Source organism: Verrucomicrobiaceae bacterium (genome assembly GCA_016713035.1).
Taxonomy (GTDB): Bacteria; Verrucomicrobiota; Verrucomicrobiia; order Verrucomicrobiales; family Verrucomicrobiaceae; genus Prosthecobacter.
Window position 1 is genome coordinate 463,303 of the sequence record JADJPW010000001.1, and the last position, 18,338, is coordinate 481,640.

Sequence of the window (18,338 nt, forward strand, 5' to 3'; positions counted from 1 at the left end):
ACTGGTGCGGAGACATGGATTATCACCCCAAACAACACCCTTTCTTGACCTTTGGCCGCAACACGACCTCTTGCCCGCACTTATAAACTGCTGCCGTCCTTCCAAATCTGCCTTTTCACATGCTCATCTCCCTGACCTCCCGCATTCTCCGCACTGTCGATCCGCTCTGCCTGGCGAAGATCGGCTGGAATTTCGGCTTCAAAGGAGCGCGGTCGGTGATGCTGCATAAGCAGCGCATGCGTCAGGGGCAGTTCTTCCCGCCGTTCTTCTACATCTCCATTCTGAACTCCTGCAATCTCCGCTGCCAGGGCTGCTGGGTCGATGTGGATAAACCGCGTGAGTCTCTCAATCTCGATGAGCTCAATAAAATCGTGAACGATGCAAAGCGGCGCGGAAATGCCTTTTTCGGCATCTTGGGGGGAGAGCCCTTCATGCACCCAGAGCTTTTCGATTTCCTGGCCATGCACCCAGACGCTTACTTCCAGGTCTTTTCAAATGGCCAGATGATCACGGAGAAAGCGGCCACGAACATGCGCAAGCTAGGCAACGTCACACCACTGGTCAGCATCGAAGGCACCGAGATCGTTAGCAACGAACGCCGTGGCAATAAAGAAGTGCTCACTCGCACGCTGCGCGGGCTACAAAACTGCCTGGATGCTCGCGTGCTCACAGGTGTGGCCACTAGCCTGTGCAAAACGAACATCGATGACCTACTCACGGAGTCCTGGCTGCACCGCCTCATCGACATGGGGGTGCACTACGCCTGGTATCACACCTATCGCCCCGTCGGGCCAAAGATCAGCGCCGAGCTAGCTCTCACGCCTGCCCAGATCACTCAGGTACGGCGTTTCGTCGTGGAAATGCGGGCAAAGCTGCCCATCGCCATCGTGGATGCCTATTATGACCACCAGGGCCAGGCGCTGTGCCCCATGGCCAATGGCATCAGCCACCACATCAGCCCCACCGGTGCCATCGAGCCATGTCCGATCATCCAATTCGCCAAAGAAAGCGTGCGCACGCAGGATGATCTCTTTGATGTCTTCACGAAAAGCGAGTTCCTCCGAGATTTCCGCAGCATCGCGGCGCAGAATACGCGTGGCTGCATCGTGCTGGAGCGTCCTGATCTGGTCAAAGCCGTGGTCACCAAGCACAGCGCCAAGGACAGCACCATACGCCAGACCGCGATGGCCGAGATCGAGAGCATGACACCCCGCACCAGCCAATGGCGTGAAGGCGAAGAAATTGCCGAAAAGCACTGGATGTATTGGTTGGCCAAAAAGTTCTTCTTCAATGACTTCGGCGTCTATCGCGGCCTAGAAAAGAGCTCCTAGGGGCACTGCGCCTAGTCCACGGCACCTCGACTGGTCAAAAACGAGCCCATCTGCCACCCCAAAGGGCATTTGGCCCGGATTCGCCTTCGTAGTTGAATGTTGAGCGCAGGACACCCAAAGTCAGGTCAAACCCCCACATGCCTGACTCTACCGCACTCCGTGACGCGCTCGCACAGTCGCCGAACAATGTTTCGCTCCTGTTACTACAAGGCCGTGCATGCTTGGAGGAGATGGATCTGGATGAGGCACGGCAGGCCTTCGGCCGTGTCATCGAGCTCGACCCTGATCATGCAGATGCTCACCTGGGCCTAGCACGCGTCGTTTTCATGGAGGGTGATAATTCTGGTGCCGCCGTGCGTGCGGAGCATGTGCTCTTCCTCGATCCGAACCATGCCCCAGCGCATTTGCTCCTCTCCCGTGTCTATTTGAGCGAGGGAGACAAAAAGAAGGCCGTGGAGCATTTTGACCTCGCGGCACAGATCGACGGCAGCATCAGCGATGGCGCTCTAGAGAGCGAGCTGGGCCGCACCGCCCGTGATGCACGCAAAACAGCCGCCGCACCTGCGGTGGAGGCCAGCTCCAGCGAATCCCCTGCCCCCACCGGAGAGGCAGAGGAGTTCATGGAGGACTCGTTTGACGGTGCAGAGCCTGATTGGCGGCCAGAGACATTTTTTGGCCCGGATGATCCGAATCGCAGCACACTGACCTTTGATGATGTCGGTGGCATGGATGAGGTGAAGGAGGAGATCCGGCTGAAGATCACCTATCCGCTGCAATTTCCGGATTTATATAAGGCCTACGGCCGCAAAACTGGGGGCGGCATTCTCATCTATGGCCCACCTGGCTGCGGCAAGACCACGATCCTGCGTGCGGTAGCCGGCGAAGTGGCGTGCAATTACCTCGCGGTCGGTCTGCACGAGATTTTTGACCCCTACTATGGGAACCCAGAGCGGAATCTGCATCAGTTCTTCGAAGCAGCACGGGCGAACTCGCCCTGTGTGATCGTTTTCGATGACCTGGACTCCCTAGCCCAAGATCGCAGACAGGTGCGTGAGAGTCAGATGCGCAGCCTCGTGAATCAGTTCCTGCACGAGATGGACGGAATCCGGGGAGAAAATCAGCGCATCCTCGTCATCGGAGCCACGAACCAGCCATGGGCACTCGATCCGGCCTTTCGTAGGCCAGGGCGCTTCGATCAGGCCATCTTCGTGCCACCGCCGGATGCGCCTGCACGGGCGCAGATCATCGGCCTACTCTCCAAAGACAAACCCATCGCAGAATTCGACGCCACCGAGCTCATCGACGCGACCACGGGCTTCACGGGAGCAGATTTGAAGTGGGTCTTTGATCGAGCCGCAGAACTAGCGCTCTCCTCAGCGATCCACAGTGGACATGCCGTACCGATCACGCCGGAGTTACTCCTGAGTGTAGCCCGCACACACACTCCGACGACGCAGGGCTGGTTTGAGGGAGTGCGCACCCATGCCGAGCAGCAAGCTGCGCCGGATGGTTTTGTGAATGACATGCGCAAAGTCCTCAGCACCACCCCCACGAATACGAAGAAGGAACGCTGAGGGATGGAATTCGCACTTGCCGCCGTGTCACCCGCGTGCGACGGAATGCGCCCCGTAGCAAGCGCCCGTAGTTCAACGGATAGAATGGTGGTCTCCGAAGCCGCATATCCAGGTTCGATTCCTGGCGGGCGCACCAGCCGGAAACATGGCTGAAAGAGCTATTTGTGCCCTCAGGCAGTGATTTATGGCCTTGTGAGGACTGGGCGGCTGTTTATGGGCTGATGCGTGAAAACTTGGATCGTGACTGGGGGTGCCGGAACTGGCAAATCGTCCTTTGTGAAGCTGCTGCGGGAAATCGTGGGGGCTGAGGCCTGCTTTTTTTCCGCCGATGAGGCGGTGAAGGCTCTTTATGAGGAAAAACTGGTCGTAGAGGCCCTGGTGGCAGAATTTGGCCCAGAAGTACTAGAGCGGAATGGGGAAAGGAAGCTGAACCGGAGCTGGCTGCGGGAGCAGGTGCTACCAGTGCCCGCACTGCGAGCGAGGCTGGAGAAAGTGCTGCATCCACGGGTTTTTGAGCGGTTCGAGGAGGCAAGAGTGGCAGCAGCGCCGCAGTCGAAGGTTTTTGTTGCGGAAGTCCCACTACACTATGAGTGTGGTAGCACAGTTTCAGCAGACTTGGTCATCGTGGTGGCTGCCAGCCGGTCGGTACAAGTCAGGCGAATGATGGAAAACAGGGGACTCGATGAACAGACCGTCCAATCGTTCCTGAATGCCCAGTGGTCCATCGCTGCCAAAGCCGAACGCGCGGATATCGTCATCTGGAATGATGGCGGTATGCCAGCGCTGGAGGCCCAGGCGCTGACGCTGGTCAGGAGCCAACTTTGAGCAAACGAATGAACGATACCCCCGCCCCCGTAACCGCTACCGAGGACACGCCGACTGCTGTCGAGACTTCTCCGTCCGCCGCCCTGCTGCCTGACGCTGCGCCAGATGCGTCAACCACCAGCGACGCTGCCTCCGCCCCTGTCGAAGCGGAGGCTCCCGCTACTGCCGAGGAGCCAAAAGCGCCCGAGGGTGCTCTGCCCCCCTTCCCCCAAGAGGTCTCGATCAATGAGCTGCAAGATGCCTCTTTGGCCGAGATTTTGGCCCTGGCTGAAACGGTGGGCTTCAAGCTCAATGTGGCGCGGACAAAGCACCAGCTCATCTATGATCTGTGCTCCTTCATGGCGGAGAACAAGACCCGGCTGAAGGTGCAGGGTGTCCTAGAAATCGGCGCAGAGAATTTCGGCCTCATTCGCTTTCCGAAGTTCAGCTTCGCGCCGCTGCCGGAGGATGTGTTTGTGCCTCTGTTTCTGGTGCGGAAATTCAATCTCCGCGCCAGCCAGCAGATCGCGGGCTTTGCGAAGGCTCCAAAGGATAAGGACAAGTACATCGCCATCGACCGTATCACGGAGGTGGAGGGTGTGCCGATCGACCAATGGGAGGCCCCCACGGATTTTGACAAACTGACGGCGACTTTCCCGAACAAGCGCATCATTTTGGAAATGCCTCGCCCCTGCCCCCCGAGCGTACGCATCCTGGATCTGATAGCTCCGCTGGGCAAAGGCCAGCGCGGCCTACTCTGTGCGCCACCGCGTAGTGGCAAGACGGTGCTGCTCAAAGACATCGCCAAGGCTATCGTGCATAATCACAAGGAGATCGAACTCATCGTGCTGCTGCTCGATGAACGCCCCGAAGAGGTCACCGACTTCGAAGAGACGGTACAGGGCTGTGAGATTTACAGCTCCACCTTTGATGAAAGCCCGAAACGCCACACCCAAGTAGCCGATGTGGTGCGCGAGCGTGCCTGCCGCCTCGTGGAGATGAAAAAAGACGTGGTGATCCTGCTAGACAGCATCACCCGCCTCGCCCGTGGCTACAACATGCTCCAAAGCGGCAAAGGTGCCCTCATGAGCGGTGGTGTGGGCAAGAATGCGCTGCTCAAACCGAAAAAATTCTTCGGCGCTGCCCGCAACGTCGAGGAAGGTGGTAGTCTCACGATCATCGCCACAGCCCTCATCGAGACAGAGAGCCGCATGGATGAGGTCATTTTTGAGGAATTCAAAGGCACGGGCAACATGGAGGCCACGCTGGACCGCGAGATCAGTGAACGCCGTATCTTCCCTGCCCTGCATGTGCTCAAATCCGGCACTCGCCGTGATGACATGCTCTACCACCCAGATGAATTCCGCCGCATCGCTCAAATCCGCAAGCAACTCGCCCAGGTGCCCGCCGTCGAGGCTCTTGAGCTGCTGCTCCGAAATATCAACCGCACCAGCGCCAATGCGGAAATCCTATTAGGCGGCCTCAAGTAATGAATCCAGGCCCAGCCACCGGCGGTCAGCCCGCCACCGATTACGAGTTCATCGACACCCCAGAGCACCTGGAGCGATGGACCACGCAGATGCGAGCCTGGCTGGCTAGTAGCTCTGATAAGCGCTGCTGCCTGGATACTGAGGCAGATAGCCTGCACCACTATCATGAAAAACTTTGCCTCCTGCAGGTGAATTGTGCCGGGCGCTATGCCTTGGTCGATCCGCTGGCGATAGCAGATGTCGGCACCCTGCTCGATCTGCTTGATGAGGGAGAGCTCTGGTTTCACGGAGCTGACTATGATCTCACGCTCCTGCGCCGCACCTATGGCTGGAGTCCACGCATCATCCGTGACACCCAGATCGCCGCACGATTACTCGGTGCACGGCAGTTCGGCCTCGCTGCATTAGTGAAGAACCATTTTGATCTGGAGCTCTGCAAAGCTTCACAAAAAGCCGACTGGAGCCGCCGCCCACTCCCTCCGAACATGCTCAGTTACGCTGTGGACGACGTCCGCTATCTGCTGACGCTCGCGGATATTTTGGTCGCGGGATTGCGCTCCAAGGACAGGGAGGACTGGTTTCACCAAAGCTGCCGCGAGCTACAAGACGACGTAGCCGCACGGGACAATGCCCCGCGTGAAGATCCCTGGCGTGTGAATGGTGGTGGTCGCCTACATCCCAAAGGCCTCGCACTCCTCAAAGGCATGTGGGACTGGCGTGAGGAAATCGCCCGGCAGCGTGATGTCCCGTGCTTTAAAATCATGTCGAACAAGCAAATGGTGGCCTACGCCGAGCAGTTTGAGGCAGGACACACCATCCAGCCGCCCAATGGCTGGCGCCCGCGTTGGAAAAAGGAGCTGATCGACATCGCCATCAGCGTGGAGCAATCCGATCCAGCCGAATGGCCGCAGCGTCCGAAGAAAACCAAGGGCCGCCTCAGTGATGCCCAGCGCGACAGCATCGAAAATCTCTGTCTGGCACGCGACAAAATCGCCGCTGGACTGGACATCGAGTCCTCCCTACTCGGCTCCCGTGCCACGATGGAGGAACTCGTCATCCAATCCGATCCGAAGGCCCATCTCATGCCCTGGCAGCATGAGTTGATGCACGAAGCGCTCGAAAAGGCACTACCAGTGGCCTAAAAGCCATCACCAGAGCGTAAAGCCCACCACGCCAGCGCGGCGGATTTTTCCGCTAAAAAGCATCAAAATAGCGCAAACCCCGAAAATTAGGTTCATCAGCCCCACCCAGATGGGTATGAGGGTCTGGGGGACGATGGGAGCCTTCGGCGCTTGCAGCGTGGGAAAGACGCTCGTCGTAAAATATAGCCCAGTGGCCGTCGCAATGACAAAAAGCAGCGCCAAAACCCACCGGCACCAGTTCATGCTACTCATATAGCCGAGCATGGCCATCACCACGGCCCCATACCAGGCCAAAACACCCCCGAACCAGCCAAAAAGCTCATGAAAAAGCAAGAGAGTGATCACCACGGCACCCGTGATTAGATGAATCAGCATCACCTTTCGCGAAAAAATCACTTCTTCACGGAAGGCGTCGCCTCGGTAACGTTGAACATCCAGCATGTGCGATTATTAAAAATTTGAAAAGGGTGAGTAGTTGATGAGGAAAATACGGGCAGGACAGGCACACCTAGCAACTTTTCTGCCAGACTCCAGGAAAACTCATCAAGGCGTGTCTCATAAAAAGCCCCAACCTACACGACCTAACACAACCAACAAAAAGCCGCCAGGGAGAAGGCTCCCTGGCGGCAGATTTGGATCACGAGTAGCGGATTGAAAAAAAATCAGTCACTCATGGTTTCAGGCCTTAAGCCTGAGCGGGATTAGGGGGTATAGCGGACTTGGTTCTGAGCGCTGTCGAAGGACAGATGGGCAACTGCCTTAGCTTCTTCGCTGTCGTCGATTTCACCGGAGGTGAACATGCGGTCTTTGAAGGCACCATCGATGGGGCTGACGCCAGTTTCAGCGGTGTCGATCAGTCCAGCAGTCGTCCAGCCGGAGGTGCTGACGCCAGCGGAGATAGCGGCGTTAAGCACGGAAGCGACGGTCTGGGCATTGCGCTGAGCGGAGGCGTTACGAGCGGACTCGTTGAGGTTACCGATGTTTGGGATCGCGATGGCGGCGATGATACCGATGATGGCGATGACAACGAGCATTTCCACGAGGGAGAAGCCGGCCTTAAGGGAGGTGAGTTTGACGTTTTTCATAGTGGTTCTGTATTTTATGGTTTTAGTTTGGGCTGTTGGCTCTTCGGGAGGTAGAGCTGCGGAGCAGTTCGTTCTCGAATTATTGTGATTGTAATAGATTTGTGAATTAATGCAATAGAAATTATTACATTTTTAGTTAATTCGCATTAATTATACCTTTTCTCCAGGCATTTACGGACATTGAAGATGTGATAAATTCAATAAAAAGAGCCTCCGAAGATGCCCAAAGGCAGCTCCTTGCTGGTAAAATCCTCATAATGAGTGAGCAGCTACAGTTGTCCTGCGCCACGAGCCCTCACCTGCAAAATGAATGAAATCAGATCGGTTTAGCGAGGCGTTGCTCGTAGCTTTCATTGATGAGGCACAACTCACCAAGGGCCTCCTTGAGCGGATCACGATCTGTGACTGAAAATCCGAGATGGAGATGCCTGCGCCAGCCTTCGGCGTATTGGAAGCGGCCGGAGAGCTTTCCGACGGCCTGAGATGCCTCATCCATGCTGATGAGATAGCTGTCCATGCCTTGGGAAACATCCAGCCAGTGCTTTTGGCTCTCGTGCGCAGCTAGGGAGTGGCGCTTAACCTCATGGACGCTGTGAGTATCGATATAGCTGCCAGCTTGCAGCTTCTGGCGCAGTGGATCACACAGACCATGCGGCATGGCATGATAAACGGTGACATCATGCGTGTAAGCGGGACGCGGTGGATCGGTGACGAAATTCGGTATGCCGTGAGCGAAGGCGGCCGTCACGGCGAGTCGGCATGCAGCCATGTGGTCTTCCATATAATCGGCTGGACCATGGGTGAGGACGATGTCTGCGCGTGCCTCACGCACGACGGCGCTGACTTTGCGCAGTAGCCGGGGATCGTATGTGAGCTCGAGATCGTCACAAATGGGCGGATAAAAGGATGCTCCTAGGATGCGAGCAGCCTCCTGAGCCTCTGCTAGGCGCTTCCGGGCGGTAGTGGGGCCATCCATCTGCACACTGCCACCATTACCGCTGCATAGGTTCATGTAGTGAATGTCCCAGCCACGCTGCTTGAGTAGCAACAGAGTTCCAGCAGCGACGAATTCGATGTCGTCAGGGTGTGCAAAGATGGCTAAGGCGGAGGGCATAGTGAGAGCAAATGGTTACGCTGCGGATGCCCACAGCTTTCCTAGCTTCCTAGCGAGCTGGGCGATGAAACCTCTGAGATGAAAAATATTCCCGCGATCAGGCGAGGCGGCCACAGCACTGCTTGTACTTCTTGCCACTGCCGCAGGGGCAAGGATCATTGCGTCCGATGTTTTGGAATTTCTGCTGCGCAGCGGCTGGCGTGCGTGTGGGGATGATGAGACGCGGGCCTGAGAGGGCTGGATCAGTAGGCTTTTGCTCTTCTTCTTCGTCCTCGTCCTCTGCCGCAGAGCTATCCTGGGAGTGTGAAGCGGCGCTGGATGCCTGCATGGCCATCTGGGCCAAGAAGGCCTCAAAGGCGGCGAGCTGCTGGGTGCTGCGGAAGAGGTTGCCGAGCACTTCGCCATTGATGCTGGTCATGAGGGTGCTGAAGGCACCGAAGGCCTCTTGCTTGAACTCGATGAGCGGATCTTTCTGCCCGTGCGTGCGGAGGCCGACGCCTTCTTTGAGGGCATCCAGCGCATACAGATGCTCCTGCCAGAGGCGGTCGATGGCGTTGAGGAGGATCATTTTTTCGATCTCCTGGAGGGCGGTGGGATTGCCGCCTTGCACCTTCACGTCATAGGCGGCGAGGATGCGGTCGCGGATGAAAAGGACGTTGCCCTCAAAGTCGCGGGTGTCGAAGGCCGCATCATCGGCACGGAGGCCGATGGGGAAGGTCATGTTGATCCAGTTTAGCAGGCCGTCGTAGTCAGGCGTGGCACCTTTTTCCTGCGGGATGTATTCGGCCAAGCGGTCGCGGATGCCTTTTTCGACGGCGTCATTGATCAAAATACGCGTGTCGTTGCTGTTGAGCACGTCATTGCGCCATTCATAGACGACTTCGCGCTGCTGGTTCATGACGTCGTCATATTCGAGGACGCGTTTGCGCCAGACGTAGTTGCGCTGTTCGACGCGTTTTTGGGCGGTTTCGACGCTGCGGTTGAGCCAGGGGTGCTGGAGTTCCTCCCCTTCCTTCATGCCAAAGCGCTCCATCATCTTGGTCATGCGCTCTGCGGCTCCAAAGTTACGCATGAGGTCGTCTTCGAAGGCGAGGAAGAACTTACTCTCACCGGGATCACCCTGGCGGGCACTACGACCGCGGAGCTGGCGGTCCACGCGGCGGCTTTCATGCCTTTCGGTGCCCAAGACGAAGAGTCCACCGAGTTCAGCGACACCTTCGCCGAGTTTGATGTCCGTGCCACGGCCGGCCATGTTGGTGGATATGGTCACGGCACCCTTTAAGCCGGCTCTGGAGACGATTTCGGCCTCCTGGCGGTGGTATTTCGCATTGAGGACATTGTGGACGATTTTTTGCAGTTTGAGCATGCGGCTCAGGGTTTCACTGGCTTCGACGCTGGCGGTGCCGACGAGGATGGGCTGGCCTTTGGCGTGCAGTTGCTTGATGAGCTCGATGACGGCCTGGAACTTCTCGCGGCGTGTTTTGTAAATGCTGTCGTTTTGGTCGAGGCGCTTGATGGGGCGGTTCGTCGGTATGGTGAGCACATCGAGGCCGTAGATGTCATTGAACTCGGCGGCGTCGGTTTCGGCGGTACCAGTCATGCCACCGAGTTTTTGATACAGGCGGAAGTAGTTCTGAATGGTGATGGTGGCGAGCGTCTGCGTCTCGGCATCGATATGGACGCCTTCTTTGGCCTCGACGGCCTGGTGGAGCCCATCGGACCAGCGGCGACCGGCCATTTTGCGGCCTGTCTGCGGATCGACGATCATGACTTTGTTATCCTCGACGACGTACTCGACGTCTTTTTCATAGAGGGTGTAGGCACGCAGGAGCTGGCTGATCTGGTGCATGCGCTGGCCCTGGTGGGAGAGGCGGTCCTGCGTTTCGGTCTTCTTCTGCTGCTTCTGCTCGTCGGTGAGTGAGGCGTCACCGTCGATCTCGCTGAAAATGGTGGCGATGTCTGGCAGGACGAAGGCGTCTGGATCGTCAGGATTGAGGAAGGTGCGGCCCATCTCGCTGAGGTCGGCCTCGTGGCTCTTTTCCTCGATGGAGTAGTACATCTCCTCCTTGAGTTTGAAGTATTCGACCTTCTGCGTGTCCTGATAGAGGGAGAGCTCGGCTTTTTCGATGAGACGGCGCAGCTCGGGGTCCTCTTTGCAGCGGGTGAGGGCACGGTTTTTGGGCTGGCCCAGATGCACCTGGAACATGCGTTTGCCGGCCTCTTCGGGATTGGTGGCGACGAGTTCTTTGGCGTCGGAGATGATTTTATTGCACAGCGTGGTCTGACGGCGCACGAGCTGCTCGACGAGGGGCTTGTAGCGCTCGTAGTGGTGGCTGGTCTCTGAGGCGGCGACGGGGCCGCTGATGATGAGGGGCGTGCGTGCTTCGTCGATGAGGACGCTGTCCACTTCATCTACGATGGCGAAGTAATGGCCGCGCTGGACCTGCTGCTGCTTGCTGGAGGCCATGCCATTGTCACGCAGGTAGTCGAAGCCGAACTCGCTGTTCGTGCCGTAGGTGATGTCGCACTGATATTGCTCTGCGCGGAACTGGCTGGACTGGTCGTTCTGGATGCAGCCGACGGTGAGGCCGAGGAATTTGTACAAATAACCCATCCACTCGCTATCACGGCGGGCGAGGTAGTCATTCACGGTGATGACGTGCACGCCACGGCCGGTAAGAGCATTCAAGAACACCGGCAGAGTGCCGACGAGTGTTTTACCTTCGCCAGTGGCCATTTCGGCGATCATCCCACGATGCAGGGCGATGCCGCCGATGAGCTGGACGTCGAAGTGGACCATGTTCCACTTCAAAGGCATGTCACAGATGACCAGCTCACTGCCGCAGAGCCTGCGGGCGGCGTTTTTCACCACGGCGTAGGCTTCTGGGAGGATGTCGTTGAGCAGTTTGGCCTCGATCTCGGCGAACTGGGGCTGGATTTTGTTCCAAGCGTCGCGAGCACGGTCGATGCGAGCTTTTTTGTCATCGATAGAAGCGGCAGCCCATGAGCTAGGAGCGAGGTAATCGTTTTCGAGAGAGCTGAAGTGCTGCTTCAGCGCTGCAAAGTAAGGAGCGATGGCTTCGAGCGTGGCATTGACCGCATTTTCGTCCGCGATACGCAGGCCGACACCGCCGAGGAAAGGTGGCGTGTGAAAAGCGCGGAACTGCTGCTGCCACTTGGCGACTCGCTCACGCAGTCCTTCTACGGTGCCCTGCTGGAGCTGTTCTTCGATCTTGTTGATCTCGGCGACGACGGGCTGGAGGCGCTTGACGGTGCGCTGGTTTTTGGAGCCGAGGAGTTTTTTGATGAACCAGTTGAACATGAGGGACGTAGTGGGAAAAGGGGCTTGGAAGATGGAGCGGGCAGGCGGAGGCGCAAGGGGGGAGACAGGAAGAGCGGGCGGGGTTACTTCTTGGCGGATTTGAGGAGGCTTTTCGCGTGCTCGCGGGCACTGGCGGCGGAGCCTCCGAGCATGCGGGCGAGTTCTTCAAGCCGTGCATCACCTGTGATCTCGTGGATTTGTGAGCGTGTCTGGCCGCCTTTGATCTCTTTGGTGACGACAAACTGGCTGCCTGCGAGCGATGCGACCTGCGGAAAGTGCGTGATGGCGATGACTTGATGCGTGGCTCCGAGGGCGGACATTTTACGGCCCACGGCTTCGGCGATGTTGCCGCCGACGTTGGCATCGATCTCATCAAAGACGAGGAGCGGCACGGCATCCTGCTTGGCGAGGGCGCTTTTCACGGCGAGGAGGACGCGGGACATTTCACCGCTACTGGCGGTGAGGCGGAGGGGCTTGGAGGGTTCTCCCGGATTGGGCGCAAAGTGGAAATCGACCTCTTCGAGGCCGCTTTTGGCAGGTGTGGGCTGGATAGTGAGCTGCGCGGAGAAAATGCTCTGTTTGAAGCCGAGATCGGTCAGATGTGTGGCGACTTCTTTGGCGAGCTTGGGGGCGGATTCGGCTCGTTTTTTGGAAATTTGGCGTCCGAGCTTCAAAACGTCGTTTTCGCGGTCTTGGACGAGTTTTTGGAGTTTGGCGATTTCCTCACTGCGGTTCTCGATTTTGGCGAGTTTGCGCTCGGTGTCGGTGAGGAAGTCGAGGATCTCGCGGATGCTGCGTCCGTATTTGCGTTTGAGGGTCTGGATGGTGTGGATGCGGCTTTCGATCTGAGCGAGCTCTGCGGCATCTATTTCCAAATCATCGGCGTAGTCTTGGACGCTGCTCTCGAGGTCAGTGAGCTCGATGTGGGCGGATTTGAAGCCCGCAAAGAGCTGCGTGGAGGCGGGGTCGATTTTTTCGAGTTCGTGGATGCTGCGGGCGAGGTCGCGGAGGCCATCCAGAATGCTGCCATCGCCATCACTGAGGCGGGTGGTGATGGCGGCGCAGAGCTCCGCGAGGCGTGCACCATTCGCGGTGATGCGGTGGCGGGCTTCGAGCTCTTCTTCCTCTCCATCTTTGAGCTCTGCGGAGGCGATTTCTTTGGCCTGAAAGCGGAACATGTCGAGCTGCTGGCTGGTGGCTCGCTCGGAGTTCTCCAGCTCATCTAGCTCGGTCACAGCGGCACGCCAGAGTGTCCAGGCGGCCTCATACTTGCCGCGTTGGTCCTCGATGGCGGCGAATTTATCGAGCATGTCGAGCTGGCGGTCGCGGGAGTTGAGCGATTGATGATCGTGGGGGCCGTGGAGATCGACAAGGTGCTCTCCGAGGCTTTTGAGCACCTGGATGGTGACTGGGGAGCAGTTGACGAATTGTTTATTCGCTCCGCTGGCGCTGATGGTGCGCTTGATGAGCAGCTCGCCGTCTTGGCAGGGATCGAGCCCGGCCTCTGCGAGGACGCTGTCGATGGCCTCGGTGTCGCGGAGGTGGAAGCTGGCCTCGACAGTGCAGGCATCCTGCCCGGTGCGGATGAGGGAGCGGTCCGCCCGCTCGCCGAGGAGGAGCTTCAGGGCTCCGACGATGATGGATTTCCCCGCACCCGTCTCGCCAGTGACGCCGACGAGGCCGGCGGCGAGTTCCCATGTCACGTCTTCGACGAGGGCGAGGTTGCGGATTTTGAGGACGGAGAGCATGCGGGGCAATGAATGTGGTGCGCGAAGATGGGGAGCATGCTCGTCATTTCAATGACTGGCACTGATATTACAGAAATGGTGACTACGGCACGATCTGCTGGAGGATTCTATCTCTGTGCCCCCGCCACACTGGGGGCCTGCGGTCCGATCTCATAAAGCATGAGCCCTGGGACGCTATGAATGGGCTGGAGGCGGGCACGGATGCTGGCGGGGAGCGGGTCCTGCCAGGTTTCGACGATGTGACGGATGCCTAGCGCCTGGGCGAAGCGGAAGGACCAGTCCACCTGCGTTTCACCCTCTTTCGGCGGGAGCCAGCGTAGTGGAGTGCGGGAGCTGATGGCGTCGTAGTGGTCGAGCTTTCGCTCATCACGGGGATTGAGCCGCACGCAGCGGGAGTCGAGCACGGCACCGAGTGTGCAAAGCTTCGGAATCCACCAGTCGCGGTCATTTTGAGCGAGGTAGCCCACAGGGCGGCCCTGGAGATGCTGGTGCAGCTCCTGCACGTCCTGCACACTCCAGGTTTCTGCCCCTTGGAGTGCGGCATTGGAGAGCAGCGTATGGATGCCGCAGGCCGCACCGATGATATAAAGGGCGAGGGCGAGCATGCGTAGCCGCCCCTGCGAACGTAGGATCAGCCAAAGCAGGCCACAGGCCCCGATGGGCATGACGAGCACCGAATGTGTCATGATAACGACGTGAAACCGGTCTGCCGAGTGCATGGCCTGGAGAGCGAAGGATGCCCCAACGATGCCACTGAGGCATAGCCAGCCAAGAAGGCGGATGGGTGAGCCTTTCTGGCCTCGGCCGTGGCGGATCAGGAACACGCAGCCCACCACAAAGAAGGCGGTGACGAGGAGGGTGACGACGCTGTCCAGGAGGCCATACCGCAGCGCCTCTAGCAACTGCGCTCCCCCGGTGAGGCTAGCGTGGGCACTTTCCCGCCCTCCATTGAGCCCCGCCTGAAAGATGAAATGCACCGTGGCCCAACCACTCAGCATGACCGAGGTGATGGAGGCACCGACACGGAGCATCGACCGGTCCCTCAGGAGTGCGCCGACACCAGCCAGGGTGCCTCCTGCGGCAGCCATGAAGGCGACCGTGTGCGGAGCCGAGCAGGCGGCCAGATAGAGCATCCCCAGCGCAAAGCGCCCCCTACCGGCCTGCCAGAGCAGTAACGCCGCAAAGAGCACCACAGCCTCATATTTATAGGCAAACATGGTGGCCAGCGGCATGCGCACATGATGAAAGAGGTCATAGGGCAGCCAGTTCCCCATGAAATTAAACACCTCGGGTAGAAGCCGGAGGAAATTCACACTGATGAGGGCGACTCCGGCGGCTAGGAGGCTTTGCCAAGCTGCGAGGCGGCTAAAACTGCGCACAAAGGCAGCCAAAGCGATGAGTAAGATGGCATTGAGAACTGCATTTGTAATGATCAGCAGCGACTGAGCCGCAGGCAGCCCCGTGACGGTGCGAATGGCAGTACCGAGCATCATCGGTCCCCAGTGATACCAAGTGTCCTGGATGCCAGTAGCCGCCGCTGCATGCTCACCGAGGACGATGGACCAGCCATTGGCCGCATGGGACTCTGGCAGGGCCAATACCATCTCGATAAAGAATGCCCAGTCCTTGTTGAATCGCACAATATGGCCATCGCCACCCAAGTAACGCATCGGTAACTGTAACAACGTTAGCAAAATAAGCATTACAATGGAGCTCAGAATGACTTCTCGACTGCTCCAGGGCTCTTCTGCTTCGAAACTCCCCTGAGAGCCATAATCGTTACGTTTATTCCGTATAACCCAGTAAATAAGCCCAAATATCTGGCAAATAGAAAGCCAACTCATGTAATTGAAACGACCAAAACAGAGCCAAGAAGTTACCCCGATGCAAAAAACGAGCCCCGAGCTCAAAATGACCGCAAGTCGAGTCATCCTGGGGCCAGGCAACATTTTTCGCGGCACAAGGAGGTGGCCGATGGTGCAAAAAATGAGCAATGTGAGCAATACCAAGACAGCTTGGATCAAATCGGCAGTAAGCGTGGATGGGGCTAGCAGGTGGGTAAGGCTCATTTCATTATAAATATTATGGTATATTAAATTAAATCAAACTATATCCAACATTACGCGCCACCCACCGAGAGGAAACAAAGCGAAAAACGGCTCCAATTGAGCAAGTTTGGTCTTTCTGAATGGATTCCCCATCAATAAAATAATTATTGTAAATAATAAACCTTAATGGTAAAGGTACCCGAACCATGAGGAGCTCCCGCCATCCTTCATTTTCGATTCAATCTCCCGCAGGTCATTTCGTAACATATTTTGCGTTACTTTTTGCAATCATTCCTTCTGCCAATGCCTATTTGGGCGGGTTCGAGGAGCTGGATGGTTATCGCGTCCCCTCTAATGGTTTGATAACCTCTCTCGACATCGTCGGAGACGCAAAATTCTACCTCAACAACAACTCGGGCTCCGGCTTTACTGGCATCGTGCCTTCCAGTACTTTCCCCAATACCATGGGAGATTCTACCCACGGTTCAGACCTCTCGCGTTACAACGCAGGGCAGTTTGGGACAAATGCAGGCGGGCCAGGCGGTAACGCACTGGACATCGCCGACAACAGTGGACTCTGGCGTGCGGTGGCTGGGGGACGTCCAGGAGGACATCGGAGGCACCGCAGCGAATGGATACCAGTACTACGGAAACACAGGGGGACTGCCCTTTTCTCAAAATAGGGATTACGCCCAGGCTTACCGTTACACCGGTGCCCGCAGTGGATCTCAGGTGCTGAACTTTTTGGCTCAAGACGTGGATATGCGTTACGATTATAGCCTGGACAGTCGCGACTTCGGTGGAGTGAACCCACTTTCGACAACTGCCAGCCTCGTCACGATGGCCTTCTGGATATGCCCCGCAGACACCGATGATACCGACCCCGATAATGTAATGGGATTATCGTTACGCGATGCCATCGGGCAGACTGTATTTGAGGTGGGATATACGGGTGAAAACATCCTCCAATACCGACTGGCGGGCAGTAGCAACTGGGTCTCCACCGGCACCACCACTGGGGCTACAGGCTGGTCGGAGATTGCACTGGTTCTCAATACTGCCGCGAACACCATCAGCCTATCCGCCCGTGGCTATGATGATCTTAATGCCGTGCTAGGTGGGATGGACACTATCCTGAGCGACCAGGCCCTGGGCCTGGATGCTGATGCACTGACAGAACTACGCTGGGATCTGCAAGGTGGTGCCCTCAACAATGATGGGCTGAGTTACAAAAACTATTTTGATGACTTCAGCATCACTGCCGCCCCCGTACCAGAGCCATCCCCTGCCCTAGCAACGGTGCTAGGCATGGCCTTGATGCTTCGCCGCAAGCGCTAGCCCGGGATTTTTCGCAGCCTTCCCCTTGAAAATGAGCAACTAAGTTTATTTCGTTAAGGGCACCTCTGGAAACCTCCTTTCCCCAGGCAATTTATTGATCGAGAGCAAACATAGGCCATAAAAGGGGCCATGAAGCGCTACCGCAAGACAGAACGAGGCGGCGGACTGTTCTCCGACATTGAGCACGAGCAGGCTGTTGCCGCCAAAACCCTCGGCATCCTCAAGCTGCGCGACGTTATCTCTTGGGAAAGTTTCCGCCCGCTGCTCGAAGATCTCACTGGCTACGCCACCCGCGACTGGACCAAGGGCGGCAAGCCCCCGTTCGACCCCGTGCTGATGTTCAAAGTCCTTGTGCTACAGAAGTTCCACGGCCTCAGCGACGACGACACCGAGGAGCAATTCTTTGACCGCACCAGTTTTAAAGCCTTCCTCGGTCTGCGCATCGGCGACGACATCCCCGACGCCAAAACACTCTGGGACTTCAAGCAACGCATCGAAGAGGACGGTCGCGAAGGCGGTCGCAAACTCTTCGACACCTTCGGCCAGATGCTCGAAAGCAAAGGCATCGTCGCGCGAGAAGGCAGCATCGTGGACGCCAGCTTCACGGAAGCCCCACGCCAGCGCAACAGCCGCGAGGCGAACCAGCGCATCAAGCAGGGCGAACGCCCTGAAGAGTTCGACGAGAACCCCGCCGTGGGCCGCCAGAAAGACAGCGAAGCACGCTGGACGAAGAAGAACAACGAGTCGCACTACGGCTGGAAGAACCATGTGAAGGCCGACTTGAAAACCAAGATCATCCTGAACTCCACACCACGACCGCCAGCGTGCACGAGAGCCAGGTGTTTAAAGGACTGCTTGATGACAAAGATCAGGCCATGCTCGCCGACTCGGCCTATCACAGCGAGGAGCACGAGGCGTATCTCATCAAGCTCAACGCGCAGGAGTTCCTGATGCGCAAAGCCACACGGGGCCATCCGTTGAGCGAAGCTGAAATGCAGACCAATCACACGATCAGCCGGATGCGTGTGAGGGTAGAGCACATCTTCGCGCGAATGGCGCAGATGGGAGCCGATCTATGTCGGAGCATTGGATTGAAACGAGCCACACAGCACAACCACCTCAGCAATCTGGTCTACAACATGGACCGCTATGCCTGTTTGGTTCGCTAAAGCACCCGTAAAGGATGATCAAAGCCAGAAAAGGTACCTGCACAGCCTCCAAACAGCCGAATCCTAGCGCCTCAAAGCGAAACAAGCCCTCTGCAAAGCAAGACAGGAAGGTCGAACAATCGTTTTTTTCGCTCCCAGAAACGGACTTCAAAAAACACCCCCTATCCAGAGGT

At 57.4% G+C, this 18,338-nt stretch carries 14 protein-coding genes and 1 tRNA gene; 9 read left to right on the plus strand and 6 right to left on the minus strand.

Going from position 1 to position 18,338, the window contains the following annotated elements:
• Window positions 1–119: 119 nt before the first annotated feature.
• From IPK32_01895 to IPK32_01920, 6 genes are all read left to right on the plus strand, one after another.
• Window positions 120–1,331, plus strand: coding sequence for a radical SAM protein (locus IPK32_01895; protein ID MBK8090770.1), 1,212 nt, complete (start codon window positions 120–122; stop codon window positions 1,329–1,331).
• 137 nt (window positions 1,332–1,468) lie between these two features.
• Window positions 1,469–2,905, plus strand: coding sequence for an AAA family ATPase (locus tag IPK32_01900; protein ID MBK8090771.1), 1,437 nt, complete (start codon window positions 1,469–1,471; stop codon window positions 2,903–2,905).
• Between the two features lie 61 nt (window positions 2,906–2,966).
• Window positions 2,967–3,041, plus strand: a tRNA-Arg gene (locus tag IPK32_01905).
• A 140-nt stretch (window positions 3,042–3,181) separates the two neighbouring features.
• Window positions 3,182–3,730, plus strand: coding sequence for a dephospho-CoA kinase (coaE, locus tag IPK32_01910; GenBank protein MBK8090772.1), 549 nt, complete (start codon window positions 3,182–3,184; stop codon window positions 3,728–3,730).
• Between the two features lie 8 nt (window positions 3,731–3,738).
• On the plus strand, window positions 3,739–5,199 hold the full coding sequence (gene rho / locus IPK32_01915) for a transcription termination factor Rho (protein MBK8090773.1): 1,461 nt from the start codon (window positions 3,739–3,741) through the stop codon (window positions 5,197–5,199).
• Entirely contained in the window at window positions 5,199–6,341 is a 1,143-nt protein-coding gene (locus IPK32_01920; GenBank protein MBK8090774.1) for an HRDC domain-containing protein, read from the plus strand. The genes rho and IPK32_01920 overlap by 1 nt, the downstream gene beginning before the upstream one ends.
• Before the next feature lie 6 nt (window positions 6,342–6,347).
• On the opposite strand, the gene IPK32_01925 is transcribed toward IPK32_01920, so the two are convergent.
• The 6 genes from IPK32_01925 to IPK32_01950 all read right to left on the minus strand — a co-directional run bounded on the left by IPK32_01925 (window position 6,348) and on the right by IPK32_01950 (window position 15,280).
• Window positions 6,348–6,716, minus strand: a complete 369-nt coding sequence (locus IPK32_01925) for a hypothetical protein (GenBank protein MBK8090775.1) — start codon at window positions 6,714–6,716, stop codon at window positions 6,348–6,350.
• 326 nt (window positions 6,717–7,042) lie between these two features.
• Window positions 7,043–7,426: a prepilin-type N-terminal cleavage/methylation domain-containing protein gene (locus IPK32_01930; GenBank protein MBK8090776.1), complete on the minus strand. Its 384-nt coding sequence runs from the start codon at window positions 7,424–7,426 to the stop codon at window positions 7,043–7,045.
• 316 nt (window positions 7,427–7,742) lie between these two features.
• Window positions 7,743–8,540: a PIG-L family deacetylase gene (locus IPK32_01935; GenBank protein MBK8090777.1), complete on the minus strand. Its 798-nt coding sequence runs from the start codon at window positions 8,538–8,540 to the stop codon at window positions 7,743–7,745.
• Window positions 8,541–8,637: 97 nt separating this feature from the next.
• Window positions 8,638–11,862, minus strand: coding sequence for a preprotein translocase subunit SecA (gene secA / locus IPK32_01940; protein MBK8090778.1), 3,225 nt, complete (start codon window positions 11,860–11,862; stop codon window positions 8,638–8,640).
• 83 nt (window positions 11,863–11,945) lie between these two features.
• The gene (gene recN / locus IPK32_01945) at window positions 11,946–13,610 is read right to left on the minus strand and encodes a DNA repair protein RecN (GenBank protein MBK8090779.1); all 1,665 of its coding nucleotides are present in this window, start codon (window positions 13,608–13,610) and stop codon (window positions 11,946–11,948) included.
• Between the two features lie 107 nt (window positions 13,611–13,717).
• Window positions 13,718–15,280, minus strand: a complete 1,563-nt coding sequence (locus tag IPK32_01950; protein MBK8090780.1) for a hypothetical protein — start codon at window positions 15,278–15,280, stop codon at window positions 13,718–13,720.
• 903 nt (window positions 15,281–16,183) lie between these two features.
• On the opposite strand from IPK32_01950, the gene IPK32_01955 reads away from it, so the two are divergent.
• From IPK32_01955 to IPK32_01965, 3 genes are all read left to right on the plus strand, one after another.
• Window positions 16,184–16,996, plus strand: coding sequence for a hypothetical protein (locus IPK32_01955; protein MBK8090781.1), 813 nt, complete (start codon window positions 16,184–16,186; stop codon window positions 16,994–16,996).
• 129 nt (window positions 16,997–17,125) lie between these two features.
• Entirely contained in the window at window positions 17,126–17,947 is an 822-nt protein-coding gene (locus IPK32_01960) for an IS5 family transposase (GenBank protein ID MBK8090782.1), read from the plus strand.
• A complete protein-coding gene (locus IPK32_01965) occupies window positions 17,872–18,165 on the plus strand; it encodes a transposase (GenBank protein MBK8090783.1) in 294 nt (97 codons plus the stop codon). The genes IPK32_01960 and IPK32_01965 overlap by 76 nt, the downstream gene beginning before the upstream one ends.
• The last annotated feature ends 173 nt before the right edge of the window (window positions 18,166–18,338 follow it).

Coding starts and splice junctions, on each gene's coding strand:
- IPK32_01965 (MBK8090783.1), top strand. CDS start 17,872: ATGCTCGCCGACTCGGCCTATCACAGCGAGGAGCACGAGGCGTATCTC.
- IPK32_01900 (MBK8090771.1), top strand. CDS start 1,469: ATGCCTGACTCTACCGCACTCCGTGACGCGCTCGCACAGTCGCCGAAC.
- IPK32_01925 (MBK8090775.1), bottom strand. CDS start 6,716: ATGCTGATTCATCTAATCACGGGTGCCGTGGTGATCACTCTCTTGCTT.
- secA (MBK8090778.1), bottom strand. CDS start 11,862: ATGTTCAACTGGTTCATCAAAAAACTCCTCGGCTCCAAAAACCAGCGC.
- IPK32_01920 (MBK8090774.1), top strand. CDS start 5,199: ATGAATCCAGGCCCAGCCACCGGCGGTCAGCCCGCCACCGATTACGAG.
- rho (MBK8090773.1), top strand. CDS start 3,739: ATGAACGATACCCCCGCCCCCGTAACCGCTACCGAGGACACGCCGACT.
- IPK32_01935 (MBK8090777.1), bottom strand. CDS start 8,540: ATGCCCTCCGCCTTAGCCATCTTTGCACACCCTGACGACATCGAATTC.
- recN (MBK8090779.1), bottom strand. CDS start 13,610: ATGCTCTCCGTCCTCAAAATCCGCAACCTCGCCCTCGTCGAAGACGTG.
- IPK32_01955 (MBK8090781.1), top strand. CDS start 16,184: ATGCAGGCGGGCCAGGCGGTAACGCACTGGACATCGCCGACAACAGTG.
- IPK32_01930 (MBK8090776.1), bottom strand. CDS start 7,426: ATGAAAAACGTCAAACTCACCTCCCTTAAGGCCGGCTTCTCCCTCGTG.
- IPK32_01895 (MBK8090770.1), top strand. CDS start 120: ATGCTCATCTCCCTGACCTCCCGCATTCTCCGCACTGTCGATCCGCTC.
- IPK32_01950 (MBK8090780.1), bottom strand. CDS start 15,280: ATGCGTTACTTGGGTGGCGATGGCCATATTGTGCGATTCAACAAGGAC.
- IPK32_01960 (MBK8090782.1), top strand. CDS start 17,126: ATGAAGCGCTACCGCAAGACAGAACGAGGCGGCGGACTGTTCTCCGAC.